We start from the raw sequence: 25,678 nt of genomic DNA, 5'->3' as shown, positions 1-25,678 counted from the left end.
TCTGGGTCAGCGCGATGGTGGCGGCGCTGTAGGGCGTGGCGAGCCCGACCCCGCCGGCGAGGCTGACCCGCGCGCCGGTGGCGATGGCGCCGGAGGAGTCGTCGACCAACCGCACGGTCAGGGCCGGCGTCGTACCGTTCCAGTCGGCGGCCGGCACGAAGCGCAGCAGCGCGCCGGCACCGACCAGCAGGGCCGATCCCTCGGACACCGTCCCGACGGCGGCCCAGGCCGAGCCGTCCCAGTACTGCCAGACGCCCTGCGCGGCGGTCGCCGCGTTGCCGACGACGGCGACGCCGGCCAGCCCGTTGGCCGAGGAGCCCTCCGCGACCGCGTCGGCCGCGTCCGAGAACAGCCCCCCGACCAGCGACGACACGGAGGCGCCCGCCGGACCAACGGTGTCTTCCGCGATGGTGCCCAGCATCGCCGCGGTTCCGGTCGCGACGGGCGCGTCGTTCACCGGCGTCACCTGCAGCGACAGGGCCACGGCGTCCGCCGACACGGGCGACGTGCCGCCGACCTCCGTCAAGGCGAACAGCGTCTTGCCCGTGCCGCTGAAACCGCCGCTCCAGCTCTCGTTCAGGGCGCGCACGCCGAGGGCGGGGGCCGTGCCGGACATGTCGTCGGCGGGCAGGAAGCGCAGCAGCGCGCGGCCCGGCAGCACCAGGGCGGCGCCGTCGCCGACCGTGCCGACCGCCTGCCATGCGGAGCCGTCCACGCTGTACTGCCAGACGCCCACTGGCGACCCGGGGTTCGCCACCACGGCCAGCCCGATCACCGTGCCGTCGGCCGTGCCCGGCCGGAACATCGCCTCGATCAGGTGGAAGACGGTGAAGCCGGCCGGCGCCGCCGTTCCTTCGGCGATGGCCAGGGCCTTGGCGAAGGCCGCGGCGTCGAAGCCCGGTGCGGCGACGGGCGCCGGGGTGAGCATGTCGCCCGGCGTGGCCGTGACGGCCTTCGTGACGGCCTTCGTGACGGTCTGCACGACGTTGCTCGGCGGCAGGGAAAAGGGATCCGCAACCGAGGCCGTCTTCGCCGAGGGCGCCGTGCCGCCGCCGACCGGCGGTGCGGCCGGTGCGCCCGGCGCACCGCCGGCCGCCGCCGCGCCGCTCTTGCCGGTGGCGGGGGTGAAGGCGGCCAGATCCACCATTTTGGGCGCGTCCGCCTTCGCGGCGGCCGGTGCGTCCGCCGCCGGCTTGTCGCCGCTGTCGGCCTTCTCGGCCGCCGTGTCTTTGGGGGCGCCTTCTTCCCCCTTCACGGCGCCTTCGCCCGTCGCCTGGCCGTCCGCCGCCGGCTTCTCGGCGTTCTCCTTGGCGGTGTCGCCGTCCTTGGCGGCGTCCTTCGTCGTCTCCTTGGTGTCCTTCGCGTCGGCGACCTGCTCCGGGGCTGCGTCCGGCGCTGCGCCGTCCTGGGCCTTGGGCGTGGCGAGATCGGCCATCGCCTTGTCTTCGGCCGACATCGGAACCGCGGTCTGCTGGGCGTTGTGCTGCGCGGTGTCCGCCGCCTGCCGGGCCGCGGCCATCGCCTGCCCGAAGGGTTGGCCGCTGGCCAGGGCCTGCCCCAGGGCCGCGCCGAACGTCCCGCCGCCGCCGAGCGCCTGGACCGCCGACGAAACGTTCTCCCCGCTGGCGAGCGCGGCCATGAGCGGGTCGCTCTTCACGCCCTGCGCCGCACTGGACAGAACCGACGCGGTCGCGACGGCGTTCTGCTGGGCCGCGCCCAGCGCGTTGGCGGCGTCGCTGCCGGACGACAGGGCCGCCGCCAACGCCCGGCCGAAGTCGCCGGCCACCGCCGGGTCCACGCCGGCCGCCGCGGCGAAGGACGTTACCGTCTCGGCGACATTCCGGCCGGAGGCCAGCGCCGCCGTCATGGCGTCGCCCGGCTTGGATGCCGCCGCCGCGCCGTCCATCAGCGCCGTCATGTCCGCCTGCGCCTTGGCGGAGGCGCCGAGCGCGGTGTCCGGCATCGCTCCACGGGCAAGCGCGTCGTTGAGCGTGCCGAGGAAGGCGCCGCCGTGGCTCCCGCCGGCCGCCGGCACGGCGTCGCCCTGGCCGCTGGCCAGGGCCGTCAACAGCCGGTCGCCGCCCGACGTTTCCACCGCGGCCGTGCGGGCCAGCGACTCGGCCTGCCCCGACCGGGTGGCGGCGGTGGCGATGGACGATTCGACGTCGCCCCCCGAGGACAGGGCACGCTCGACATCGCTCATGAAATCGGCGGACGCGTTCGGTCCCAGCGCCTGGATGGCCTCCGGCACGGCTCCGCCGGACGCAAGCGCCTGGGCCAGCTTCTCCGCCGGCGACAGCAGGACCGGAGCGGGCGCCGGAGGTTCCGACGGCACGTCGTTCAACGCCTGCGACAACGCCGAGATCGGATCCGCGCTCCCGGCCGGCCGGGACAACCGGTCCATGACGCCGTCGAACAGGGCCCGGTCCAAAGGTGCCGGTCCCGCCGGAGCGGTCGCCGGGCCGGCGATATCCGGCCCCTGGGTCAGGGCGGTCATCAGGCGCTGCTCGGCGGTCGGCGGGGTGGCGTCGCCGGCCGCCTCCGCCATCCGGGCGGCCGTGGCGTTCACCAGGCGCGAGGCCTGCGCCATGGACGCCTCGGGCGTCTCGGACGCGCCGACGCCCTCGACGAAGCTCTTCACCCAGCGGTCCGCCAGATCGCCGGCCGCCCGCCCCGACACGCCCTGGTCCTGCAACGCCGCCGCAATCTTGTGCTGCACGGCTTCGATCCCGTCGGCCTTCCCGCCGAGCAGCATCGTCGATGCCTCGGCGGTCAGCTCCGTCGGAATGAGCAGGCGCGAATGCGTGTCGGCGGACTCAACCATGTCGCGAGTTTCGGGCACAACCACTCCGATATGCGCAGGCAATCGCCCTTGGTCGTATCGGATATCGCAAAATATAATTAAAGAATCCTTTCGTTATTAAAAATTAGATATTCATCATTTATATCTATAGATGACCACCATGTGTCGGTTGTGAGCCCTATTTCTGTGTGGTTATTCATGGATACTCCCGAGACGATCAAATAGCTTTCGGGCGAAGCCGCGTGGCATCGTCGCGTGGGCGGTGTGGGGTTTGATGAGAAAGTCCGTCGAGCCCGTAATACGCACCGGCGCGGCGTGCCGATTGCGCGTTTCGTCTGTTTCCTTTCCGACCCCCCGGGGGACACGTCCGCAACTGGACGACGGGGACGAGAGGGAGGACGGATCATGAACCATCCGGTCGGCAACGCGCGGGTGCCGGTAGACAGCGCGTTCGCCAAGGCCCCGGCCGCGGCCGGGGCGCTGCGAGTCCTGATTGCCGACGACCATGCGCTGATGCGCCGTGGCCTGGCGCTGGTGATCAAGCTGCGCTTTCCCGGCACGACCGTGATCGAGGCCGGATCGCTGGCCGACGCGGTACGATGCGCGCAGGAAGAGAGTGATCTCTCCGCGGTCCTCTTCGACCTGCGGATGGGCGACACCGACGGATTGCCCGGGGTCGAGGCGATGCTGCGCGTCCTCGACGGCGTGCCTCTGGTGGTGATTTCCGGCACGCTCGACGCCTCGCTGATCTCCGCCTGCATCCGGGCCGGCGCGCGCGGGTTCCTGCCCAAGGGCAGCGAGGCCGAGGCGCTGGACCACGCGCTGCCGGTCGTCCTGGGCGGCGGCATCTACGCCCCGCTGCCGCGCGGTGCGATGGCTTCGCCCTCGCCGCCCGCTCCGCCGCCGCCCGGTATCCTCGACAGTCTCACCGCGCGCCAGCGCGAGATCCTGGCGCTGCTGCTGGAGGGCCGCTCCAACAAGGAGATCGCCCGCTCGCTCGGCATCCTCGAAGGCACGATCAAGGTGCACCTGCGCAGCGTCATGCAGCGCCTGGGCGTGCACAACCGGACGCAGTTGGCGCTCCTGGTCTCCAGGGCGGGGCCGCCGGCCTGACCGGGGCGATCCCCGCCGCCGTTCAGGCGTGCAGCGCCTCGCTCAGCGCCTGGACCAGCTCGAAGGGCTGGACCGGCTTGTGCAGCAGGCGGCAGCCGAGCGAACTGGCCTCGCGCAGGCGCTCGGGCGCGGTGTCGCCGGTGATGATGACGCCCGGCACGTCCCAGCGCCGCCGCACCAGCTCCACCACCGTGCGGCCGGTGGCGCCGCCGGGCAGGCGGTAGTCGGTCAGCACCACGTGCGGCCGGCTGCGCAGGCGGGGCAAGCGGGCCGCCAGCTCCTCGCTCGAGGACACCGCGACGACGCGCACGCCCCACCCCTTCAGCATCAAGGAGAGGCCGCGGCGCACGCGCTCGTCGTCCTCCACCAGCAGCACGGAACGGCCCTTCAGCCACGCCGCGGCGCCTTCGTCCAGCGATGGCGCGGCAAGGCGGAGCGGCTCCGGCGCGCGGGCGCGCGCAACGGTGACGGCGAAGACCGACCCGCGCCCGACCTCCGAGCGCACGCTCACCTCCAGACCGAGCAGGCGGACGATGCGGGCGACGATGGAGAGGCCGAGGCCGAAGCCCTGCGTCGGGTTGCGCTCCGGATTCTTGAGCTGGCGGAACTCCTCGAAGATGATGCCCTGCGCCTCCGGCGGGATGCCCGGGCCGTTGTCCCAGACCTGGAACTCGACTGCCCTCATCCGCCGCCGGACGCCGAACAGCACACGCCCGCGTCCCGCGGTGGCGCCGTGGGTGATGGCGTTGGCGATCAGATTGCGCAGCATGCGCTCCAGGAGTTGCGGATCGGTGGCGACCGCTTGCGAGGAGGTGACGCAGCGCAGCTCGACCCCGGTAACCCCGGCAACCCCGGTGAACTCGGCGGCGAGGCGGCGCATCAGGTTGTCCGGCACGAAGTCGACGACCGACACGTCCACCGCGCCCGCCTCTAGCCGCGACAGGTCGAGCAGGCCGCTCAGCATGCCGTTCAGGCTCTCGATGGAGGCCTTCAGCAGGTCCAGCGCCTCGGTCGCCGCCGGGTCGGGGCCGATGGAGGCGCGCAGCACGTGGGCGTAGAGCGCGGCGGCCTGGATCGGCTGGCGCAGGTCGTGGCTGGCGGCGGCGAGAAACCGGGTCTTGGCGCGGTTGGCCGCCTCCGCCGCCTCCTTGGCGCGGCGCAGCTCGTGCTCGGCGGCCTTGCGGTCGGTGACGTCCCAGACCAGGCCGGCGATGCGCGGCTTGCCGGTGAGCGGGTCGGGAGAGACGGTGGCGCGTTCCTCCAGCCACGCGGTCCGGCCGTCGCGCGGGCGTCGGATGCGGAACTCGCAGTGCCAGCTATCGCCGCGGGCAACGGCCTTCTCGACCAGACCGCGGTAGTGGGCGAGGTCGTCGGGGTGCACCAGCCGGAAGTTCTGCACGGCGTCCCGGAAAACCGCGCCGGGGTGCAGCCCGAGGACCTCCGCCGCGGTGTCCGACGCGGTGACGAGGCCCGTCTGAAGGTCCCAGGTCCACGCCGCCATCCCGCCGGCGGTCAGCGCCTCGCGCAGCATGCGCTCGCTGTCCTGCAGCGCGCGCTCGGCGCGCCGACGCTCGGTGACGTCGTGGAAGGTGACGGCGACGCGCCGCTTGTTCGGACCGCCGACCTTGAAGACGTAGAAGTCGAACCAGGCGCCCAGCGGCGCGGCGAACCGCTCCATCCGCGCCGGCTCGCCGGTCGTCGCGACGCGGCCGAGCACCTCATGCCAGTGCGGCTCGAAGCGCGGGTCGATCTCGCGCAGGCGGCGGCCGGTGACGTTCTGCCCCGTCATCCGCACGGCAGCGGGGTTGGCCTCCAGGTACAGGACGTCGGTCGGGTGGTCGCCGGCCATGATTACCTCGGCGAGGAGGAAGCCCTCGTCCATCGCCTCGAACAGCGTGCGGTAGCGCGCCTCGCTCTCGGCGAGCTGGGCGGTGCGCTCGCCGACTCGCTGCTCCAGCGTGGCGTTGCCGCGCTCCAGCTCCTCGATGAGCATCTGCAGCTCTTCGTAGGAGGCCTGGAGCTCCTCCTCGAGGTCGGATTCCTCGTGCCGCTTGGTGATCCGCCGCCGGTCGGCGCGGTCGAGCGCGTCTCGCAGCAACTCGCGCTCCGCCTCGACCTGGGCGAGGCGGTGGTGCAGACCGGCGATGGCGTGGCGTTGCTCGGTCAGCTCGTGGTCGAGCGCACCCCGCTCCTCGGCGAGGAGACGGGCCTCCTCCTGCGCATCCTCGGCGGCGACCAGCGCCTGCTCCAGCTGCTGGTCCAGCTCGTTGACGCGCCGCTCCAAAGCCGCCCGGTCAGCGTCGTCGTCGCGATCCTGGGTCGGCGCCGCGTTCGCCACGCTTCCTCCATCCGCACGTTGTAACACGCACCATCACACACACGTGTCCAACAGAGCAGCCCGTGATTCGTCCTAGGATGAAAGCGGCAAATCCGATGTGGTGGCGATCGCTCGCGGCGCGGCGGGTTTAATGCACCATGGACGCGCGCGACATCCTGGTGATCGGCGCCTCGACCCGCCGCTCAGGCGAACCGCTTCGCGCCCGCCACGCACAGCACGACCAGCCCGGTCACCGCGACCATCGTCCACGCGACCGCCTCGCCCAGCAGCAGCCCCGCCAGCGTCAGCCCGAAGAAGGGCTGGAGCAGTTGCAGCTGTCCGACGCCGGCGATGCCGCCGAGCGCCAGCCCCCGATACCAGAAGACGAAGCCGACCAGCATGCTGAACACGGAGACGTAGCCGAGCCCGATCCAGGCCGGGGCGCCGATGCCGGTCCATGCCTCCGGCATCGTGGCGAGCGCCGCGACCACCGTCGCGGGCGACGCCAGCACGAGCGCCCAGGAGATGACCTGCCAGCCGCCGAGCCGGCGGGCCAGGGTCGCTCCCTCCGCGTAGCCGAGGCCGCACAGCAGGATCGCCAGCACCATCAGCAGATCGCCGGCGAGCGACGCGCCGCCGCCCTGTGCCAGGGCGAAGCCGGCGACGGCGAGGCTTCCCGCCCCCGCGAACAGCCAGAAGGCCGGCTTCGGCCGCTCCCGGCCGCGAAGCACGCCGAAGGCGGCGGTGGCGAGCGGCAGGAGCCCGATGAAGACGATGGACCGCGCCGAGGTGATGTGCTGAAGCGCCAGGGCGGTCAGCAGCGGAAAGCCGGCGACGACGCCGAGCGCCACGATGGCGAGCGAGCCGAGGTCGCCGCGCGCGGGCCGCGCCTGCCGCAGCGCCGCCAGCAGCGCCGCCGCCAGCGCGGCCGCGATCACCGCCCGCGCCGCCGTCAGGAACAGCGGCGTGAAGCTGCCGACCGCGACGCGCGTCGCCGGCAGCGAGCCGCTGAAGATCACCACGCCCAGCATCCCGCTGCCCCATCCCGCCGTCGCCCGCTGCATGCCCGCTCCCTTTCCGTCCCCGCGCTCCGTTCATCGCGAGCCTAGCGTGGCGAGGGCTGGCGCGGATAGCGACAGTTCCATACACTTCCGCCGAACTGTATTGGGTATGGAAGCAACACAGTGGACGGCAGCCGACGCATGGAAGGCAGGGCGGGGACACGCACCGGCGAGGTGATGGACGCGATCCGCCGCAAGATGGCGAGCCGTGCGCTGTTGCCCGGGGACAAGCTGCCCTCGATCCGCCGCTTCGCCACCGCCATGGGCGTGTCGCCGTCGACCGTGGTGGAGGCCTACGACCGCCTCGCGGCGGAAGGCGTGATCCGCTCGCGGCCGGGCTCCGGCTTCTACGTGTCCGGCGCCCTGCCGCCGCTCGCGGTGGCCGAGGTGGAGCCGCGGCCGGACCGGGCGGTCGACCCGTTCTGGGTGTCGCGGCAGTCGCTCGACGCGGGTGCCGAGACGCTGAAGCCCGGATGCGGCTGGCTGCCGGCCGACTGGATGCCGAACGCCGCCCTGCGCCGCGCGATCCGTCGCCTCGCGCACGCCGACGACGCCGTGCTGGCGGACTATGGAGGCACGCGCGGATCGCCGGCGCTGCGCCGACTCCTCGCGCGCCAGTTCGCCGAGGAGGGGATCGCGGCGGGCGCCGACCAGATCCTCCTGACCGGGTCGGGAACCCAGGCGATCGACCTGATCTGCCGCTTCCTGCTGCGCCCCGGCGACGTGGTGCTGGTCGATGATCCGTGCTACTTCAACTTCCAGGCGCTGCTGCGCGCCCATCAGGCCCGGATCGTCGGCGTTCCCTACACGCGGGCGGGGCCGGACGCGGCCCTCTTCGCCGCGGCGCTGGAGGCGCACCGGCCGCGCCTGTACATCACCAACTCCGCGCTCCACAACCCGACCGGCGCGACGCTCTCGCCGCAGACGGCGCACAGGCTGCTCAAGGCCGCAGCGGCCCACGACGTCACCATCGTCGAGGACGACATCTTCGCCGGTTTCGAGCCGGAGCCATCGCCGCGTCTGGCCGTCCTCGACGGGCTCGCCCAGGTCATCCGGATCGGCAGCTTCTCCAAGACGCTCTCCGCCTCGATCCGCTGCGGCTACATCGCGGCGCGGCCGGACTGGGTGGAGTCGCTGGTCGATCTCCAGGTCGCGACGAGCTTCGGCGGCCCGAGCCCGGTCGCCGCCGATCTCATCCTCGCGGTGTTGAGCGACGGCAGCTACCGCAAGCACCTGGAGGGGCTCCGCCGCCGGCTGGCGCGGGCGCGGCGCGAGGCGGCCGAGCGGCTCGAAGCTCTGGGCCTGCGGCCATGGCTGATGCCGCGCGGCGGCTTCTACCTCTGGTGCGGCCTGCCGGGCGGCCGCGACGCCGCCGAGGTCGCGCGCGCTGCGCTGCGCGGCAACGTGCTGCTCGCCCCCGGCAACGTCTTCAGCGTCTCGCAGACGGCCGCGGACCATCTGCGCTTCAACGTGGCCCAGATGACCGATCCGCGCGTGTACGAGGTGCTGGCCCGTGCGCTGGCCGCGGGCGGGTAGGCTCGTCCGCGACGGAGCCGGCCCCCGCCGCGCGCTCGGCCGGCGGGGTGTCCGATCACCCCCACCGCAGGTCCAGGCACAGCGGCAGGTCGGGGTTGCCGGCGTCCGAGGGTGCCGCCATCCGTCCGTGGCTGTGCCCGTGGTCGAAGAAGCGCGCCCGGCGCCGCGCCTCCGCCTCGAAGGCGTTGACCGGGAAGGTGTCGTAGTTGCGGCCGCCCGGATGCGACACGTGGTAGGTGCAGCCCCCCACCGCGCGCTCCGACCAGCCGTCCACGACGTCGAACACCAGGGGCGCGTGCACCGGGATCGTCGGATGCAGGGCCGAGGCCGGATGCCAGGCGCGGTAGCGCACGCCGGCCACGTGCTCGCCGGGCACGCCGGTCGGGTGCAGCGGCACGCGGCGGCCGTTGCAGGCCACCCAGTGCCGGCTGCCGATCAGGTTCGACACCTTGACCTGCAGGCGCTCCACCGAGGAATCCACGTAACGCACGGTGCCGCCGCCGCCCGGCTCTTCGCCCATGACGTGCCAGGGCTCCAGCGCGGTGCGCAGTTCCAGCGCGAGGCCGTCGCTCTCGACGCTGCCGACCCGCGGGAAGCGGAACTCCAGGTGCGGGGCGAACCAGTCGTCCTGGAAGGCGAAGCCGGCGCGGCGCATGTCGGCCAGCACATCCCGCAGGTCTTCCGCCACGAAGTGCGGCAGCAGGAAGCGGTCGCGCAGCATGTTGCCCCAGCGCACGGTGGGCCGCGTGTACGGCTCGTCCCAGAATCGCGCGATCAGGCCGCGCAGGAGCAGCTGCTGGGCGAGGCTCATGCGCGCGTGCGGCGGCATCTCGAAGGCGCGGAACTCCACGAGGCCGAGGCGCCCGGTCGGGCTGTCGGGGGAGAACAGCTTGTCGATGCAGATCTCGGTGCGGTGGGTGTTGCCGGTGACGTCGATCAGCACGTTGCGCAGCACCCGGTCGACCAGCCAGGGCGGCACCGGCTGGCCGGTCGGGTCGAGCTGCCGCAGCGCGATGTCCAGCTCGTACAGGGAATCGTCGCGCGCCTCGTCGACGCGCGGCGCCTGACTGGTCGGGCCGATGAACAGGCCCGAGAAGGCGTAGGACAGCGCCGGATGGTTCTGCCAGTAGCGGATCAGGCTGGCCAGCAGGTCGGGGCGGCGCAGGAACGGGCTGTCCGGCGGTGTCTCGCCGCCCACCACGATGTGGTTGCCGCCGCCGGTGCCGGTGTGCCGGCCGTCCAGCATGAACTTCTCGGTGCCGAGCCGTGTCTGCCGGGCGTCCTCGTACAGGCCGGTGGTGATGCCCTTGAGCTGGTCCCAGTCCGCCGCAGGGTGGATGTTCACCTCGATCACGCCGGGGTCGGGCGTCACTTTGATGACCTTGATGCGTGGATCGTAGGGGGGCGGATAGCCCTCGATCTGTACCGGCGCAGCCAGCTCGCGCGCCGTGTCCTCGATGGCGGCGACGAGATCGAGGAAGTCGTCGATGCGCTCCACCGGCGGCAGGAAGACGCGCAGCTGGCCGTCGCGCGGCTCGATGCACAGCGCGGTGCGCACGCCTTCGGCCACAAGGCCGCGCGGCCCCGGCCTGGGGTCGAGCGCACCGGCCCGGCGCTGCTCGCGCACCGCGCCGGAGACCGGCTGCGGCGGGCCGTGGCGGTAACGCTGACCGGACTTGTCGGGGTTCGGCAGCGGCGGCAGCTCGCCCATGGGGTCGGCGGGCACGATGTGCGGGTAGTCCGCCGGCGCGATCCACGGCAGCGACGGCAGCGGCAGGCGGAAGCCCATCGGCGAATCGCCGGGCAGCAGGTACATGCGCTCGCGCCGCACCGGCCACGGCCCGGTCACCCAGGCGCGGCCGTCGGCGGCGTTCCAGCGCTGGATCGGCAGCGTGTAGCCGGTGACACTGGTCAGCCCCCTGGAGAAGACGCGGGCCAGCCGCACCCGCTCCTCCGGGTCGTCGAGGCGGGAGTCGAACGGATCGACGTTGGTCGGCAGCGCCTGTTCGCGCAGGATGTAGTGCACCGGATCCTCGTAGCCCGGCACCGCGTAGGCGGGATCGACGCCGAGGCGCCCGGCCAGCGTGCGGGCGAAACGTTCGGCCGCCTCGGCCGTCGGCCTGTAATCCGTCGCCTCGTCGCCGACCAGGGCCGGGTCGCGCCAGACCGGCACGCCGTCCTTGCGCCAGTACAGCGCGAAGGCCCAGCGGGGCAGCGATTCGCCCGGATACCACTTGCCCTGCCCGAAGGTCGGCAGCGCCCCCGGCGCGAAGCGGTCGCGCAGCCGGCCGAGCAGGTCCGCACCCAGACGCCGCTTGTTCGGCCCCATGGCGGCGGTGTTCCACTCCGGATCGTCGACGCTGTCGATGGACACGAAGGTCGGCTCGCCGCCCATGGTCAGGCGCACGTCGCCCGCCTTGAGGCGCTCGTCGATGGCGTGGCCGAGGGCGTCGATGGCGGCCCACTGCTCCTCGGTGTAGGGCTTGGTGACGCGCGGCGCCTCGCGAACGCGGGTGACGTGCATGTCGTGGCCGAAGTCGACCTCGCATTTCTCGACGGCGCCGGAAATAGGCGCGGCGCTCGACGGATCGGGGGAACAGGCGAGCGGGATGTGCCCCTCCCCGGCGAACAGGCCGGAGGTCGGGTCGAGGCCCACCCAGCCCGCGCCGGGCAGGTACACCTCGGCCCAGGCGTGCAGGTCGGTGAAGTCGGCGGCCGGCCCCTCCGGCCCCTCCAGCGGCTTCTGGTCGGGCACCAGCTGGATCAGGTAGCCGGACACGAAGCGCGCAGCCAGCCCCAGGTGGCGCAGCAGCTGCACCAGCAGCCATGCGCTGTCGCGGCATGAGCCGCTGAGCTTCTCCAGCGTCACCTCGCAGGTCTGCACGCCGGGTTCCAGGCGGATGGTGTAGCGGATCGCCTGCTGGAGCTTCTGGTTGAGATCGACCAGGAAGCCGATGGTTGGCGTCGCCGTGCGGTCGACAGTGGCGAGGTAGTCGGCGAACAGCGGCCCGACGTCCGGATCGCGCAGCAGGTAGGGGGCGAGTTCGTGCGCCAGCCCCGGATCGTAGGCGAAGGGGATGTGCTCGGCCTCCGGCTCCAGAAAGAAGTCGAAGGGGTTGATGACCGCCATGTCGGCCACGAGGTCGACGGTGACCGAGAACTCCCATGTCTTCTCGGGAAAGACCAGCCGCGCCAGATAGTTGCCCTGCGGGTCCTGCTGCCAGTTGATGAAGTGCTCCTTGGGAGTCACGTCCAGGGCGTAGGACAGGATCGGCGTGCGCGAGTGGGCCGCCGGACGCAGCCGCACGATCTGCGGCGACAGCGTCACCGGCCGGTCGTACCGGTACACGGTCTTGTGGGTGAGGGCGACGTGGATGGTCATGTCCGGGTCCCGGGTGGCGGAATGGCTGGGCGGGACGCGGGCGTTGCAAATCGCAGGCCGGCCGGGGCGGTGGATGCAGCGGCGTTTCCGGTGGACGGGTGAGCAAAGGCTGTGCAGGGCGCTTAATTCGCGGGCGGAAGGTCGGGCGGATCATTCCACACCCCCACATCCCTGCACCACCCTGACCGATGCCTCATTGGTCGGTAACGGTGACGGTGCCGGTCATGTGCGGATGCAGCGAGCAGAAATAGGCGTAGCGTCCCGGCTCCGTGAAGGTGAAGGAGAAGCGTTCATCGGTATCGAGCACCGGTGATTTCCATGGCCGGTCGTTGCCGGCGATCTTGTGGGGAATGTCGTCGGCGTTCAGCCAGGTCACGGTGGTTCCCTTGGAAACCGTGATGGCCGGCGGGGTGAAGGTGAAGTTGTCGATCCGCACCTGGACCGGCTCGGCGCCGACGGCCGTGAGCGGTAGTACGGGACCGAGAAGAATCGCCAGCGCTGCTCCGGTCAGCCGGGACATCGGGATCATGGCGGCCTCCCTTCAGGAACCGGTGACCAGCGGCGTGTCGATGAGCGCCAAGGGCGCCTTGCCGGCAACATACTCGACCCGGCTGACCCCCAGCATCCGGCGCAACTGGTCCGACGGCACCTTCATCGGCCCCGGCGAAGGCGCCGTGCCGGGGGCGGGCTGCGGAAACGCGGTGGACATGGCGGTGTGGAAGGCAATGTTGCCCTCGACCTTCTGCATCACTTGGTGAATATGGCCGTTGAGCACCGTGACGGATCCGAACCGCCTGAGCGCGGCCAGTGCACGCGCCGAATCCGCCGTGCCCCAGCCCCACTCGGGATAGACCGACCAAAGCGGAATGTGCGCCAGCACGACGATGGGCGTGCTCGCCCCGCGCCCTGCCAGATCGCTCTCCACCCAGGCGAGCTGCTCCTCGCCGAGGTTGCCAAGGCCGCCAGCCTTGAGATTCATGACGTTGACCAGCGCCAGGAAATGCACACCGCCCTCGTCGAAGCTGTACCAGCCGGTTCCGTGCGATTCTCTGGCGTACCGCTCGCGGAAGGCGGCGCCGGTCTCGTCCAGCACGTCGTGCTCGCCGGGGACCACGTGAATGGAACCCGCCTTCATGCTCCCGAGGATCTGGTCGGCGGCGTCGAACTCCGCCGGCTTCGACAGGTGCGTGACGTCGCCGGTGTGGACGACGAAGCCGGGACGCGCGGGCAGGGCATTGACCCCATCGACCGCGGCGCGCAACGTGGCGCCCACGTCGGGGTTGGCCTCCTTGTTGAAGCCGATGTGACTGTCGCTGATCTGAACGAAGGTGAAGCCGGCCGTCGGGGCGGCGAGGGCTTCGCCGATCAGGCCGACGGAGCGCGGCACGCCGCCGTCGACCGTCCACAGTACCCCGGTGCCCACCCAGGCCATGCACTTCAGCAGGGTGCGGCGTTCAACAACGTACGTCTTGCTGTTCCCGGACATCGCGGGTCCTCCCGGTATGGGGCGATGTCCGGTCCTACCGGGCGCGGCCCGGGGATATTCCCGGATGCTTCCTATGATGCAGGCCGGGCACCGCATTATCATGCTGGAATAAGCGGGGGTGGCTTCCGGTAGGTCTTGCCGTGGGCGTCATGCCATCACGCTTCCCGAGGGGCCGCCCATGCCGAACCGCAGCCCGGCGACGCGCTTCGAAGAGACCGTCCTGCCGCACCTCGACGCCGCCTACAACCTGGCGCGCTGGCTGACCCGCAACCACGACGACGCGCAGGACGTGATGCAGGACGCCGTTCTGCGCGCCTACCGGTTCTTTGGCGGTTGCCGTCCCGGCGACGCGCGGCCGTGGCTGCTGCGCATCGTGCGCAACGCGGCGTACGACTGGTTGCGTGCCAACCGCCCGGCAGAGGTGCGCGGCTTCGCCGATGTCGCCCCCGATGACAGCGACGGCACCTCGTACACGGAAGACGTCTTTCACGAGGCCGCGGACGATCCGGAAGCCGCAACGCTGAGAGCCGCGGACCGGCAGCTCCTCAACCGGCTGATCGCCGACTTGCCGGCCGAGTATCGCGAAGCCGTCGTCCTGCGTGAGTTGGAGGATCTGTCCTACCGCGAGATCGCGGACGTGACGGGCGTACCGGTGGGAACCGTCATGTCCCGGCTGTCGCGGGCCCGGCACCGACTGCAGGACGGCTGGAACACGGTGAGCAAGAAGGAGGTGGGCCGTGGAGCATGAGGACGTTCGCCATCTGATGGACGCCAGCATCGATGGTGAGCTGGACCTGTCCACGCAACTCGCCGTGGACACCCACCTCGCCGGCTGTGCCCCCTGCCGTGCCGTCTACGCTGAGCGGAAGGCGCTCGTTGACCGGACCCGTATCGGAATGGAGCGCTTTGCCGTGCCGGATGAGCTGCGTGCACGCCTGCGCGCCGCGTTGCCCGGTGCGCCGGTCTGTCCCCGGCGCCATTGGACAGCGGTGTGGACATGGCCCTGGCTGGCCGGGGGGTTGTCGCTCGCGTCGGCGGCACTGGCGGCGGGCCTGACGTTGTTCCTCGTCGTGCCCATGTCTCAAGACACCCTGCCGCAGGAACTCGTCGCCGCCCAGGTGCGCTCCCTGATGGCCGATCACCTGGCCGACGTGGCGTCCTCGGACCAGCACACCGTGAAGCCATGGTTCAACGGTCGGATCGACATTTCGCCGCCGGTGCCCGACTTGGAGGCGGAGGGCTTCCCCTTGATCGGCGGGCGCCTGGATTACATCGCCGGACGGCCCGCGGCGGCGCTGGTCTACGGACGCCGGCGTCACGTCATCAATGTGTTCGTCTGGGCCGATCCCGGGGCTCCGTCCAACGTCCCTGATCTGCTGGAGCGGCACGGGTACAGTCTGCTGCGCTGGAGCCTGCCCGGCCTCACCCTCTGGGCCGTATCCGATCTCAATCACGGCGAGTTGGCGGAGTTCCAGCGGCTCTGGGTGCAGGCCGCTGCGCGGTAGAGAGTGCTGCCAGCTCTGAACGGCCGATCATGGAAGCATTCAAGCTCCGGCCGTATGATCCGGGAAGGAGCACCGAACATGGCCTTCGGCGCTCCTCACCGCCTAGCCGAGTCGCTCCGAGGTTTGGGTCGCGACCTCACGCAGCGTCCACCACCCGACCGTCGCGCAGGGCGATCCTGCGATCGAAATGATCGAAGATCTTCTCGTCATGGGTGACGACGAGGATCGCCGCCTGCTGTTCCACCGCCACCTTGCGCAGAAGGTCCATCACGATGCCGGCGCGCTCGGAGTCCAGCGCCGCCGTCGGCTCGTCGGCCAGGATGATGCGCGGCCGGTTGGCGAGCGCTCGCGCGATGGCGACGCGCTGGGCCTCCCCGCCCGACAGCCGGGCCGGAAGCACGGCGAAACGATGACCGACCTGCAGGTAATCCAGCAGTTCGCGCGCGCGCCCCTGCGCCGCCGATCGGGAGTAGCCGGCGAGGTCGAGCACCACGGCCACGTTTTCCGACGCCGTCAGGAACGGCAGCAGGTTGTGGAACTGGAAGATGAAGCCGATCTTCTCCAACCGCAAGCGGCGCAGGTCAGCGCGCAGCCAGCGGTCGTCGAAGACGGTCTCTCCATCCAGCACCACGCGGCCGCGCGTCGGCTCGACGATGCAGCCAATCAGGTTCAACAGCGTCGTCTTGCCCGAGCCGCTGGGGCCGAGCAACCCGACCACCTCACCCGCGTGGACCCGCAGATCGGTGTCTTGGAGCGCGTGCACGGCGGCCTCGCCGCTGCCGTACGTCTTCGCGACACCCTGAAGTTCGACGAGCGGCGCACCCATGTCCTCACCCTCCGAGCGCTGTGGCGGGATCGACCTTGAGCGCCAGGCGGACACCCAGACCGCTGGCCACGATGCAGATCACCAGCACCGCGAAAGCCAGCATCAGCCCGTCCTCCGGCAGGAGCACCACGCGGCGCGGGAAGTGGTCCTTGACCAGAGCGATGAGCATGGCTCCGGTCGCCCAGCCGATCACACCCATGGCGATCGCCTGCTGGACGATCAGGCCGACGATCGTTCGGTCCGGTGCGCCGATCAGCTTCAGCGTGGCGATCTCCTTCACCTTGTCCATGGTCAACGTGTAGAGGATCAGCGCGATGATCACCGCCGAGACAACCAGCAGGATGGCGGTGAACAGGCCGATCTGCCGGCGCGCCTTCTCCACCACCGACTGGAGCAGCAGCGCTTCCTGCTGGTCCTGGCTCAACGCCGTCAGGTGCTTCCAACGGGTCGCCACTTCGGCCACGTCCGCCGGACGCACGCCGGGCCGTACGCGGGCGACAATGGCGTTGACGATGGCGGTGCCGGCCGGCCTGGCGCCGCGCGCCAGTTCGCGCCGTGCCGCCGGCGGGTCCAGCTCGAACTGCAGGCGCTGGCTGTCCTGGAGGGTGAGATAGGCCACCGGATCACCCCCGGAGGCCACCACTCCGTCCGTCAGTCCCACCACTGTGTAGTCGGAGCGTCCCAACCGTACCAGTTCGCCCAGCTCCAGGCCGGTGCGGTGATCGGCGACCATCTCGTAATGTCCACGGGTGATCGGCCGGCCGGCAGCGACCCGCGCCGGTCCGCCCGGGCGCCCCAGTTCGTAGCCGACGACATAGAGACGCAGCGTGCGACCGCGGTGCACGGTTTCAGCCGATTGGAAGGTGAGCCCGCCGGCATCGGCCACCCCCGCGAGCCGGGCCACCGCATCGCGTTCATCGCCCGGGATGCGCGAAGCCTCGGCGAACGGGCCGCGCGTTCCGGCTTCGACCACCCACAGATCGGCGCCTGGAGCGCGGACCAGGGTCAGTGCCTCGTCCACCAGTCCCCGATAGATGCCGATCATGGACAGGACCACGGCGAGAAGCAGGCTGAGGCCCAGGCAGGTCAGCAGGAAGCGTCCAAGGTTGTGCCGGACATCGCGGAGGGCGAGGTTCATGGCTCGGCTCCCGCGGTTTCGGCCGACCGGCCCTCGCGAAGCCCTGCGATGGGCACGGTCACCGCCCGCGCGTTGTCCGGAAGTCCGTCCACGACCTCCAACCGCCCGTCCAGCGTTCGCCGGCCGAAGCCGAGAGTGCGGCGGGCGAGGCGACCGTCCTCCACCGTCCACACGGTGCCACGCCGGCCGTCGAAGCGGTCGACCGCCGTCTGCGGCACCAGGATGGTGCTCGGCAGACGATCCACCGCGATCGTCGCCTCCACCTGCTCGGCCAGGAAGACGCGTGGCGGGCAGGCCTCGCACTTCAGGTAGACCTTGCGCTCCTCCGTGATGCGGTCGCTCTCCAACTCGATGCGCGCCACGCGCGCCCGGAAGGTCTGCGCTGGCAAGGAGCGCAGGCGGACCTCTGCGGGTTGCCCCTCCATCAGGCCTCCGGCCGATGCCTCGTCCACATGCACCAGAGCCCAGATGCTGTCGGGTGCGACGAGCGTGAACAGCGGTTCGCCGGGATTCACCGCGGCGCCGAGTTCCTTGTGGCGGGCCACAACCAGCGCGTCGAAAGGGGCCGTGAGCGTGTAGCGGTCCAGGCGCGCCACCTCATAGCGCAGGCGCGCCTCGGCATCGGCCAGCGCCGCCTCGGTGACGGCGAGATCGGACTGCGCGACGACCAACTCGGCTTCCGCGACCTTCAGATCGGCCGCGCTGTCCTGGGCGGTCTCCACGGACACGCTGCCTTTGGTGAGCAGCGCCTGTCGGCGCTCATTCGTCTGCCGGCGCTTCTCCAGCAGTGCGCGGGCCCTGGTGACGGCCGCCACCGCCTTCTCGCGCGCGGCACGGGCTTGTCCGACCGCCGCCTTCGCCTCGGCGACGCGCGCCTCCTGCTGACGGGTGTCGAGGCGGGCGAGCACGGTGCCCGCCGGAACCCGGTCTCCATGGTCGGCGAACAGCTCGGTGAGCGTGCCCGCCATCTCGAGTCCGACTGCGGAGCGCACGCGGGCCTCCACCGTGCCGATCCCGTAGACCTCGATCGGAACATCCTGCTCGGGAACGGCCACCGAAACCGTGATGGAGCTGAACCGCATGGCATAGAGGCCGCCACCGACCAGAGCCGCGGCGAACGAGACAAGCAGGATGGTCCGCACAAGCCTCCTCATGACCGATTTCCTCCGCCAGCCGCCAATCCGCACAGGCCCAGGGCGAGCAGGCGTTCACCCTCCCGGCACAGATCGAAGCTGCGCCCGGAGAGCGACCAGCGGACGATCACCCCCTGCATGATGGCGATGATCATGAACGCCGCCTCGCGCGCATCCAGTTCGGTCCGGAACGCTCCCCGGGCGCGACCCTCATCGATGATGCCGGCGAGGAGATCAGCGAAACGGCTCATCAAACCCAGAAAGGCGCTGCGCAACACTGCGTTGTCGGTATGCAACTCCCTCGAGAACAGGATGGCGGGGATCGCCGGCGTCTCCTGCACCAGCCGCAGCTGACCGCGGACCAGATGCGTCACACGCTCGCGAGCGCCGCCGCCGCTGGCGAGGACCTCGGCCCAACGTCTTTCCATCCGCCCGGTGATGCTGGTGGCGACGGCGTCCCAGAGATCCTGCTTCTTTGGGAAGTGGCGGAAGATGGCGGCTTGGGTGATGCCGATCGCCTCCGCCACCGCGCCGGTGGTCAGCCGATCCGGGCCAGCCTGATCGGCGAGGGCGAGCGCCGTCTCAACGATCTGGTCGCGGCGCTCATCGGCCGGCTTGCGTATCCGTGTGGCCATCACGCTCAACAGAGTCTCAGTTAGTGACTGAGAACTAACTAATGGACCGAATTGCCGACCGCAAGAGGGATCGCGGTGACGTATTGCCGCACGATGGGCACCGGCACGGATGCGTGAAGTGGCAAGCGAACCGGGCGGCGGCCGGCATCGACCTCCGGGAACGCGTCTCAGAACGCCGCAGTGGCGCTTGCGGGACGAACAGTGGTGCCCCTAGAATGCTGGACGGACGACTGGTGGTGACAGCCACAGCCCTGCCAGACCGCGCCCCCGCCGCAACGTCCCTGTTCAGCTTAACGTCGCATCACGTCCAGCACGGGCCGGAACGGCCCTGCTGCCCACCGCTTCTGAAAGCCGAGCGGACCCCGCCGTAATCTCCAACGGGCCGAGCTTCCCATCCGACACGGAGTGCTTCGATATGAAAGCCATGCAATGCACGGCCTATGGCGATCCCCCTGAACTGCGGGTCGGCGAGATCGGCGACCCGGTGCCTGGTCCGGGAGAGGTGCTGATCGCGGTGGAAGCCGTCGGGCTCGGCTATTTCGACGCCGTGCTGGTGAGCGGCAAGTACCAGGAGAAGCCACCGCTTCCCTTCGTTCCCGGCCGGGAGCACGCCGGGCGCGTGGTCGGGTTGGGTGATGGGGTCGATCCTGCCCTGCTCGGCGCGCGGGTGGCGGCGATTGCCTTTCAGGGCGCCTTGGCCGAGAGGTCCGTGGCGCACGCCGCCCATTGCCTGATCCTGCCGCCGGGCATGGACGCTGTGACGGCCGGTTCCCTGCTGTCGGCCTATGCGACCAGCCTCTACGCGCTGGAGACCTGCGGCGCCCTGCGGGCCGGGGAGACGGTTCTGGTGCTCGGTGGTGCCGGAACCGTGGGGGCCGCGGCGATCGACGTGGCGAAGGCCCTCGGCGGCCGCGTCGTGGCGGCCGCGTCCTCGGACGAGAAGCGCGCGTATTGCCGCCGGCGCGGGGCCGACATGGTCATCGACTACACCCAGCCGGCGTGGCGGGACGCCTTGAGAGAACTCGTCGGCGGCGTCGACGTGATCGTCGACACGGTCGGCGGGCCGGTCTCCGAACCGGCGTTCCGCAGCATCAATCCCGGCGGCCGGCACCTCGTCGTCGGGTTTGCGTCCGGCGAGATCCCCCGCATGCCGCTCAATCTTGCCCTGCTGAAGCGGGGCAGCATCGTCGGCGTCGACTGGGGCGGGTTCATGCAAAAGGACCACGCCGGCAACCGCGCCCTGATGGGACGGCTGCGCGATCTCCTGTGCGCGGCCCGCCTGCATCCAGAGCCGACGTCGGTGCACCAGCTCGACGAGGTCGGGCTCGTGCTGCGCAGCCTGGTCGAGCGGCGCAGCATCGGAAAGCCGGTCATCGACATGCGGGCATAAGGGCGCCGCGCCACCGGTTGATGGATCGCAGCTGGAAACGGGGATGGGGATCCCGTTTCCAGCTGCGATCCCCCGACCGGCCGGAACCGGTCAGATCGGGTCCCAGGAGAACACGTTGGTCGAGCGTTCGAGCGGCGAGAAGGACGACGACATCGCACCGGGCAGCAGGTCGGCGATGGTCTCGGGGGTCCATCCGTCGCTGCGGTGAATGGAGCGGACCGGCCGGGGCTGGCTCATCAGGAAGATTTCGTTGTTGCGCACGGTGAAGATCTGTCCCGAAACGTCCCGCGCGCGGTCGGAACCAAGGAAGACCACCAGGGGCGCGATCTTGTCCGGCGTCATCTGCTGGAGCTTGGCGACGCGCGCCTTGTCCGCCTCCGTCTCGGTCGGGATCGAGCTGATCATCCGGCTCCAGGCGAAGGGCGCGATGCAGTTGGCCCGCACGTTGAAGCGCTGCATGTCCATGGCGATCGACCGCGCCAGCCCGACCAAGCCCATCTTGGCGGCCATGTAGTTCGCTTGGCCGTAGTTGCCGATCAGCCCGGCCGTCGAGGTCATGAAGACGAAGGAGCCCGTCTCCTGCGCGCGCATGACCGGCGCCGCGGCGCGGGAGACGTTAAAGCTGCCGTTGAGGTGGACGTCGAGGACGGCGCGCCACTCCTCCGGCTGCAGCTTGTGGAAGATGGCGTCGCGCAGGATGCCCGCGTTGTTGACGACCAGATCGACGCGGCCGAAGCGGTCCATCGCCGTCTCCACCAGCCGCGAGGCCCCTTCCCAGGTGACGATGGAGTCGGTGTTGGCGACGGCCGCGCCGCCGCGCTCCTCGATGGCGCGCACCACCTCGTCGGCGATGGTGGCGTTCTCGCGCTCACCGGTCAGCGACACGCCGATGTCGTTGACCACAACGCTGGCGCCGCTCGCCGCCAGCCCCTCCGCGATCGCCCGGCCGATCCCCTGGCCGGCGCCGGTGACGATCGCGACCTTTCCTTCCAGCAATGCCATGTCTTATGTCCTTGAATGGGGCGCCTAGGCGGCTTCCATGAGGCGGCCCGAAGGGGCGCCCAGCAGCGTCGTGCGGTACATCACCCGCCGCTCGGATTCGCCGTAGTCGGCCAGCGCGATGTGGATGGCGCAGCGGTTGTCCCACATGAGCAGGTCGCCGGGCTGCCAGCTGTGGCGGTAGGTGTTCTCCGGCGCCACCGAATGCTCGTACAGGAAGCGCAGGATCGGCGCGCTCTCCTCCTCGCTCATGCCCTCCAGCGCCAGCGTGGTCATCTCGGCGACGTAGAGGGCTTGGCGGCCGGTCTCGTCGTGCACGCGCGCCACCGGCTGCAGCACCGGCGGGTTGCGGCGGCGGATCTCCGCCAGTTCCTCCGGCCCGCGGCGCATCCGCGTCTCGCGGGCGGCGGTCATGTCGTGCAGCGCCCAGCGGTCCTCCAGCATGCTGCGGAAGGCGGGGGAGAGCGTCTCCCAGCTCCGGTACATGTTGGCGAACATGGTGTCGCCCCCGGCCGGCGGCGCTTCCTGGCAGTAGAGCAGCGAGCCCATGGCCGGCTGCGTCGTCGTCGACAGGTCGGAATGCCACTGGCGACCGACGATCAGGCGCTTGCCGGTGTTCTCGAAGTTGGTGACGAGCAGGATCTCCGCGTGCTCCGGGTGGCGGAACTTCGGGATGGTGTCGTGGGTGTCGAGCGCGCCGAAGCGGCGGCTGAAGGCGATGTGCTGCTCGTGGGTCAGGTCCTGGCCGCGGAAGACCAGCACGAGGTGTTCCAGCCAGGCGGCGCGCAGCGCGCGGATGGTGTCGTCCAACAGGTCGCGGCGGAGGTCGAGGCCGATCACCTCGGCGCCGAGCGCGCTCGCGCGCTTCTTGATGGTGAAGTCCGTCATGGTGGCGCCTCCCTTACACGCCGGTGATCTTGGTTTGATCGGCCCAGAACAGCAGACGTCGCTGGATGCGGTGCATGATGACGTGCAGCGCGATGCCCATGGCCGACAGGCACACCAGCGCGCCGAAGACGCCCGGCGTGTCGAGGTTGAAGTTCATTTGCAGGATCAGGTTGCCGAGCCCCTTGTTGGAGCCGACGAACTCGCCGACGATGGCGCCGAGGATGCTGAAGATGATCGCGACCTGGAGGCCGGCGAAGATCATCGGCAGCGCGCTCGGCAGGCGCACCATCCAGAAGATCTGCCAGCGCGAGGCCCGCAGCGAGCGCATCAGCTCGATGCGCTGCACGTCGGTGGAGCGCAGTCCGGCGATCACGTTCACCAGGATCGGGAAGAACGAGATGATCGCCGCGACGATGATCTTTGAGGTGATGCCGAAGCCGAACCACATGATGAACAGCGGCGCGATGGCCACCTTCGGCGTGGTCTGGATAGCGATCAGATAGGGATACAGCGTCTTCTCGACGATGCGGAACTGGGCGATGACGCTGCCGACGGTGATCCCGGCCACCGCCGCGGCCAGGAAGCCGAGCAGCGCCTCGGACAGCGTGTACAGCCCATGCTCGATGTAGACGCCGCTGCCCAGCCGCTCGACCAGCGCCCAGCCGATGTCGGAGGGGGCCGGGAAGATGTAGACCGGCACGTCGAAGCCGCGGATGACCGCCTGCCACGCTGTCGTGGCGATGACGAACAGCAGCGGCACCAGCAGCCATTCCGGCCGTTCCCGCAGGAAGCGCCGGAAACGGCTGCGCGGCTTCGACGGGGCGATGTAGGCCATGGTCTGCGTCGTCATTCGATTCCTCCCCGGGCGTTGAACTGCGCGCGGATGCGGCGCGTCACCTGGCCGAAACGGTCGCTGCCCATGCTGTCGAGGTCGCGGTCCTCGGACAGGTCGACCTCCACCAGATCGGCGATGCGTCCCGGACGCGGCGACAGCACCAGCACGCGGCTGCCGAGGAAGACCGCCTCCGGGATCGAATGGGTGACGAACACGATGGTCTTGCCGGACTCCCGCCAGATGCGGCGCAGTTCCTGGTTCATGGTCTCGCGGGTCATGGCGTCGAGCGCGCCGAACGGCTCGTCCATCAGCAGGATGCTCGGCTCGTGCAGCAGGGCGCGGGCGATCGCCACGCGCTGCTGCATGCCGCCGGACAGCTCCGACGGGTACTTGTCCTTGAAGGCGCCCAGCCCGACCATGTCGAGCAGCGATTCCGCCCGCTTGCGGCTGGTGGCCTGGTCGAGGCCGAGCACCGCCGCCGGCAGCATGACGTTGGCCAGCGTGGTCTTCCAGGGCAGCAGCACGGGGCTCTGGAACACCATGCCGATGTCCGGCTGCGGCCCGACGATGGAGGTGTCGCGCACCCGGATGTCGCCGGCGGAACGGTCGATCAGCCCGGCCAGCATGCGCAGCAGGGTGGATTTCCCGCAGCCCGACGGACCGACGATGGTGATGAACTCCCCCTCGGCGACGTCCAGCGAGATGGGGCCCAGCGCCTGGATGCGCTCGCCGTCGCGGGTCTCGTAGATCTTCTCCAGCCCGTCGATGCGGATGGCCGAGCGGCGTGCGGCGGGCTCCATGGCGACCGCCTGCATTCTAACGCTTTGCATGGTCTGTTCCCTCCGCCTCCAGGAGCGCGCGGGCGTAGCTCAGCCCGCCGCCCACGGCGACGATGTCCTGCAGAAAGGGGGCGAGCGGCTCCACGTCGAAGCGGCGCCCGGTGGTCTGGTTGCGGATGACGCCGGCGGCGAAGTCGACCTGCAGCGCGTCGCCGTCGCCGAGGGCGGCGATCACCTCCGGCCCGGCCACCAGCAGCGGGATGCCGACGAACACGGCGAGGCGGAACGGCCCGCGCGAGATCGTCTCGCAGATCAGCCCGACGCCCATCTCCTTCATCGCCAGGAACGGGTGGCTGTGGTGGCTGCCGTTGGCGAAGTTCCGCCCGGTGACCAGCACGTCGCCGGCCCTGGCCTCGGCGGACAGCTCCGGCCGGACCTCGGCCAGCAGGTGGCGGCGCAGGACGGCCGGGTCGTATTCGAAGACGTGCTGCGGCGGGATGAGCTGGTCGCTGGCGAGATCGTCGCCGAAACGCCAGCAGCGGCCCGAGAAGACCTCGGTCATTGCGCTGCCTCCTCCATGGGGGCCGGTGTGCGGGCGGGCAGGTAGTCGCGCGGGTCGGCGATGCGGCCGGCGATGGCCGACGCGGCGACGGTGAGCGCGCTGCCCAGGAAGATCTGCGCCTCCCGGCTGCCCATGCGGCCGGGGTCGTTGCGCGTGCTCGTGCTGATCCGCGCCTCGCCGGCGGCCAATTGCGCCAGCCCGCCGAAACATGGGCCGCAGGTCGGCGGCGACACCATAGCGCCCGCCGCCGACAACCGGGCCAGCACGCCGTTCTCCATGGCCTGCTGGTAGACGCGCCGGGTCGCCGGGATGACCAGCATCTGCACGTCAGGGTGCACCGTGCGCCCCTCCAGCAAGTCAGCGGCGGCGGTGAGTTCGGCCAGCGAGCCCGAGGCGCAGGAGCCGATGTAGGCGTGCTGGATGCGGGTGTCGGCCAGCTCGGCGACCGGCCGGACGTGCGTCGGCGACGGCGGGATCGACACCTGCGGCGACAGCGTCGCGGCGTCCAGCGTGATCACGGCGGCGTAGCGGCAGCCGGGATCGGCGCGCACCGGCCGGGCGTCGGCCACTCCGCGTTCGGCGAGGAAGGCGACGCAGCGCTCGTCCACCTCGGCCACCGCCGACTTGGCGCCCATGTCGATGCACAGGCCGCACAGCGTCATGCGCTCGGGAACCGACAGGGCGGCGACCGCCTCGCCGCCGAACTCGATGACGCGGTAGTTGGCGAGATCGGCGTCCACCCGCGCCATGGTGGCCAGCACGAGGTCGCGGGCGGTGACACCGGGCGGGCACTGGCCGCCGATCTCCACCCGCACCGTCTCCGGCACCTTCACCCAGATCCGGCCGATCGCCAGGATCATGGTGAGCTCGATGCTGAACGGCACGCCGAGCGCGCCGACGCCGCCCAGCGACGGCGTGTGCGTGTCGGCCGCGGCGACGAAGTCCAGGGGCCGCACGAGGCCGCGCTCGACCACCAGCGGGTGGGTGATGCCCTCGCCGTCGAACAGGTGGCCGACCCCGGTCTCGCGGGCGAGCTGTCGGGTGCGGCGGTTGCGTTCGGCGCCCTCCTTGGAATGGACGGGCACCTCGTGGTCGATGGCGACCACCACCCGCTCCGGCCGGGCGAAGCGGTCGATGCCGTTCTGGCGCAGCCGGTTCACGTAGGCGGGGAAGGACACTTCCGGGGTGGTGACGAGGTCGGGCGTGACCCAGACGATCTCGCCCGGCTCGACCCGGTCGCGGCCGCTGGCGCGCGCCAGGATCTTTTCGGCCAAGGTAAGGGCCATGACG

Annotated in this window: 20 protein-coding genes and 1 pseudogene; 5 read left to right on the top strand and 16 right to left on the bottom strand. The window is 70.7% G+C overall.

What is annotated here, in order from left to right:
* Positions 1-2,824: pseudogene (locus ACRWK7_RS21220) on the bottom strand (hypothetical protein); the annotation flags it as partial.
* Positions 2,825-3,208: 384 nt separating this feature from the next.
* On the opposite strand from ACRWK7_RS21220, the gene ACRWK7_RS21215 reads away from it, so the two are divergent.
* Positions 3,209-3,916, top strand: coding sequence for a LuxR C-terminal-related transcriptional regulator (locus ACRWK7_RS21215; protein ID WP_431858274.1), 708 nt, complete (start codon positions 3,209-3,211; stop codon positions 3,914-3,916).
* A gap of 22 nt (positions 3,917-3,938) precedes the next feature.
* On the opposite strand, the gene ACRWK7_RS21210 is transcribed toward ACRWK7_RS21215, so the two are convergent.
* The gene (locus ACRWK7_RS21210) at positions 3,939-6,254 is read right to left on the bottom strand and encodes an ATP-binding protein (protein WP_431858273.1); all 2,316 of its coding nucleotides are present in this window, start codon (positions 6,252-6,254) and stop codon (positions 3,939-3,941) included.
* Between the two features lie 182 nt (positions 6,255-6,436).
* Positions 6,437-7,297: a DMT family transporter gene (locus ACRWK7_RS21205; protein ID WP_431858272.1), complete on the bottom strand. Its 861-nt coding sequence runs from the start codon at positions 7,295-7,297 to the stop codon at positions 6,437-6,439.
* Positions 7,298-7,435: 138 nt separating this feature from the next.
* Here ACRWK7_RS21205 and ACRWK7_RS21200 point away from each other — a divergent pair, with 138 nt between their 5' ends.
* Positions 7,436-8,830, top strand: coding sequence for a PLP-dependent aminotransferase family protein (locus ACRWK7_RS21200; protein WP_431858271.1), 1,395 nt, complete (start codon positions 7,436-7,438; stop codon positions 8,828-8,830).
* A gap of 55 nt (positions 8,831-8,885) precedes the next feature.
* Here the strand turns inward: ACRWK7_RS21200 and ACRWK7_RS21195 are convergent, their stop codons facing one another.
* The 3 genes from ACRWK7_RS21195 to ACRWK7_RS21185 all read right to left on the bottom strand — a co-directional run bounded on the left by ACRWK7_RS21195 (position 8,886) and on the right by ACRWK7_RS21185 (position 13,698).
* Positions 8,886-12,212 carry a DUF2126 domain-containing protein gene (locus tag ACRWK7_RS21195; RefSeq protein ID WP_431858270.1) on the bottom strand — a complete coding sequence of 1,109 codons (3,327 nt, stop codon included), beginning with the start codon at positions 12,210-12,212 and terminating at the stop codon, positions 8,886-8,888.
* A gap of 193 nt (positions 12,213-12,405) precedes the next feature.
* Positions 12,406-12,741: a cupredoxin domain-containing protein gene (locus tag ACRWK7_RS21190; protein WP_431858269.1), complete on the bottom strand. Its 336-nt coding sequence runs from the start codon at positions 12,739-12,741 to the stop codon at positions 12,406-12,408.
* Between the two features lie 12 nt (positions 12,742-12,753).
* Positions 12,754-13,698 (bottom strand): metallophosphoesterase family protein, encoded by a 945-nt coding sequence (locus ACRWK7_RS21185; protein ID WP_431858268.1) that lies wholly within the window; start codon positions 13,696-13,698, stop codon positions 12,754-12,756.
* A gap of 178 nt (positions 13,699-13,876) precedes the next feature.
* Here ACRWK7_RS21185 and ACRWK7_RS21180 point away from each other — a divergent pair, with 178 nt between their 5' ends.
* Both ACRWK7_RS21180 and ACRWK7_RS21175 read left to right on the top strand, forming a co-directional pair.
* Positions 13,877-14,446 carry a sigma-70 family RNA polymerase sigma factor gene (locus tag ACRWK7_RS21180; RefSeq protein ID WP_431858267.1) on the top strand — a complete coding sequence of 190 codons (570 nt, stop codon included), beginning with the start codon at positions 13,877-13,879 and terminating at the stop codon, positions 14,444-14,446.
* On the top strand, positions 14,436-15,203 hold the full coding sequence (locus tag ACRWK7_RS21175) for an anti-sigma factor family protein (RefSeq protein ID WP_431858266.1): 768 nt from the start codon (positions 14,436-14,438) through the stop codon (positions 15,201-15,203). Before ACRWK7_RS21180 ends, ACRWK7_RS21175 begins: the two co-directional genes overlap by 11 nt.
* A 136-nt stretch (positions 15,204-15,339) precedes the next feature.
* Here ACRWK7_RS21175 and ACRWK7_RS21170 read toward each other — a convergent pair whose 3' ends face one another.
* Genes ACRWK7_RS21170 through ACRWK7_RS21155 form a run of 4 tightly spaced genes read right to left on the bottom strand, consistent with a single transcriptional unit; the run spans position 15,340 to position 18,935 of the window.
* Positions 15,340-16,029: an ABC transporter ATP-binding protein gene (locus ACRWK7_RS21170; RefSeq protein WP_431858265.1), complete on the bottom strand. Its 690-nt coding sequence runs from the start codon at positions 16,027-16,029 to the stop codon at positions 15,340-15,342.
* Between the two features lie 4 nt (positions 16,030-16,033).
* Positions 16,034-17,167, bottom strand: a complete 1,134-nt coding sequence (locus ACRWK7_RS21165; RefSeq protein WP_431858264.1) for an ABC transporter permease — start codon at positions 17,165-17,167, stop codon at positions 16,034-16,036.
* Positions 17,164-18,309 carry an efflux RND transporter periplasmic adaptor subunit gene (locus ACRWK7_RS21160; RefSeq protein WP_431858263.1) on the bottom strand — a complete coding sequence of 382 codons (1,146 nt, stop codon included), beginning with the start codon at positions 18,307-18,309 and terminating at the stop codon, positions 17,164-17,166. The genes ACRWK7_RS21165 and ACRWK7_RS21160 overlap by 4 nt, the downstream gene beginning before the upstream one ends.
* Positions 18,310-18,317: 8 nt before the next feature.
* The gene (locus tag ACRWK7_RS21155) at positions 18,318-18,935 is read right to left on the bottom strand and encodes a TetR/AcrR family transcriptional regulator (RefSeq protein ID WP_431858278.1); all 618 of its coding nucleotides are present in this window, start codon (positions 18,933-18,935) and stop codon (positions 18,318-18,320) included.
* Positions 18,936-19,350: 415 nt separating this feature from the next.
* Here ACRWK7_RS21155 and ACRWK7_RS21150 point away from each other — a divergent pair, with 415 nt between their 5' ends.
* Entirely contained in the window at positions 19,351-20,325 is a 975-nt protein-coding gene (locus ACRWK7_RS21150; protein WP_431858262.1) for an NADPH:quinone oxidoreductase family protein, read from the top strand.
* Positions 20,326-20,415: 90 nt separating this feature from the next.
* On the opposite strand, the gene ACRWK7_RS21145 is transcribed toward ACRWK7_RS21150, so the two are convergent.
* The 6 genes from ACRWK7_RS21145 to ACRWK7_RS21120 are packed head-to-tail and all read right to left on the bottom strand — an operon-like array spanning position 20,416 to position 25,674.
* On the bottom strand, positions 20,416-21,327 hold the full coding sequence (locus ACRWK7_RS21145) for an SDR family NAD(P)-dependent oxidoreductase (protein ID WP_431858261.1): 912 nt from the start codon (positions 21,325-21,327) through the stop codon (positions 20,416-20,418).
* 24 nt (positions 21,328-21,351) lie between these two features.
* The gene (locus tag ACRWK7_RS21140) at positions 21,352-22,212 is read right to left on the bottom strand and encodes a TauD/TfdA dioxygenase family protein (RefSeq protein ID WP_431858260.1); all 861 of its coding nucleotides are present in this window, start codon (positions 22,210-22,212) and stop codon (positions 21,352-21,354) included.
* A gap of 13 nt (positions 22,213-22,225) precedes the next feature.
* Entirely contained in the window at positions 22,226-23,062 is an 837-nt protein-coding gene (locus ACRWK7_RS21135; RefSeq protein ID WP_431858259.1) for an ABC transporter permease, read from the bottom strand.
* Positions 23,059-23,877 (bottom strand): ABC transporter ATP-binding protein, encoded by an 819-nt coding sequence (locus ACRWK7_RS21130; RefSeq protein WP_431858258.1) that lies wholly within the window; start codon positions 23,875-23,877, stop codon positions 23,059-23,061. Before ACRWK7_RS21130 ends, ACRWK7_RS21135 begins: the two co-directional genes overlap by 4 nt.
* The gene (locus tag ACRWK7_RS21125; protein ID WP_431858257.1) at positions 23,864-24,388 is read right to left on the bottom strand and encodes a hypothetical protein; all 525 of its coding nucleotides are present in this window, start codon (positions 24,386-24,388) and stop codon (positions 23,864-23,866) included. Before ACRWK7_RS21125 ends, ACRWK7_RS21130 begins: the two co-directional genes overlap by 14 nt.
* Positions 24,385-25,674 carry a 3-isopropylmalate dehydratase large subunit gene (locus ACRWK7_RS21120; protein ID WP_431858256.1) on the bottom strand — a complete coding sequence of 430 codons (1,290 nt, stop codon included), beginning with the start codon at positions 25,672-25,674 and terminating at the stop codon, positions 24,385-24,387. Before ACRWK7_RS21120 ends, ACRWK7_RS21125 begins: the two co-directional genes overlap by 4 nt.
* Positions 25,675-25,678 lie beyond the last annotated feature (4 nt).

This window comes from Azospirillum sp., from assembly GCF_050789165.1.
Note: the sequence above shows the minus strand (reverse complement) of the source record. Positions and strands in the feature narration are given on the sequence as shown.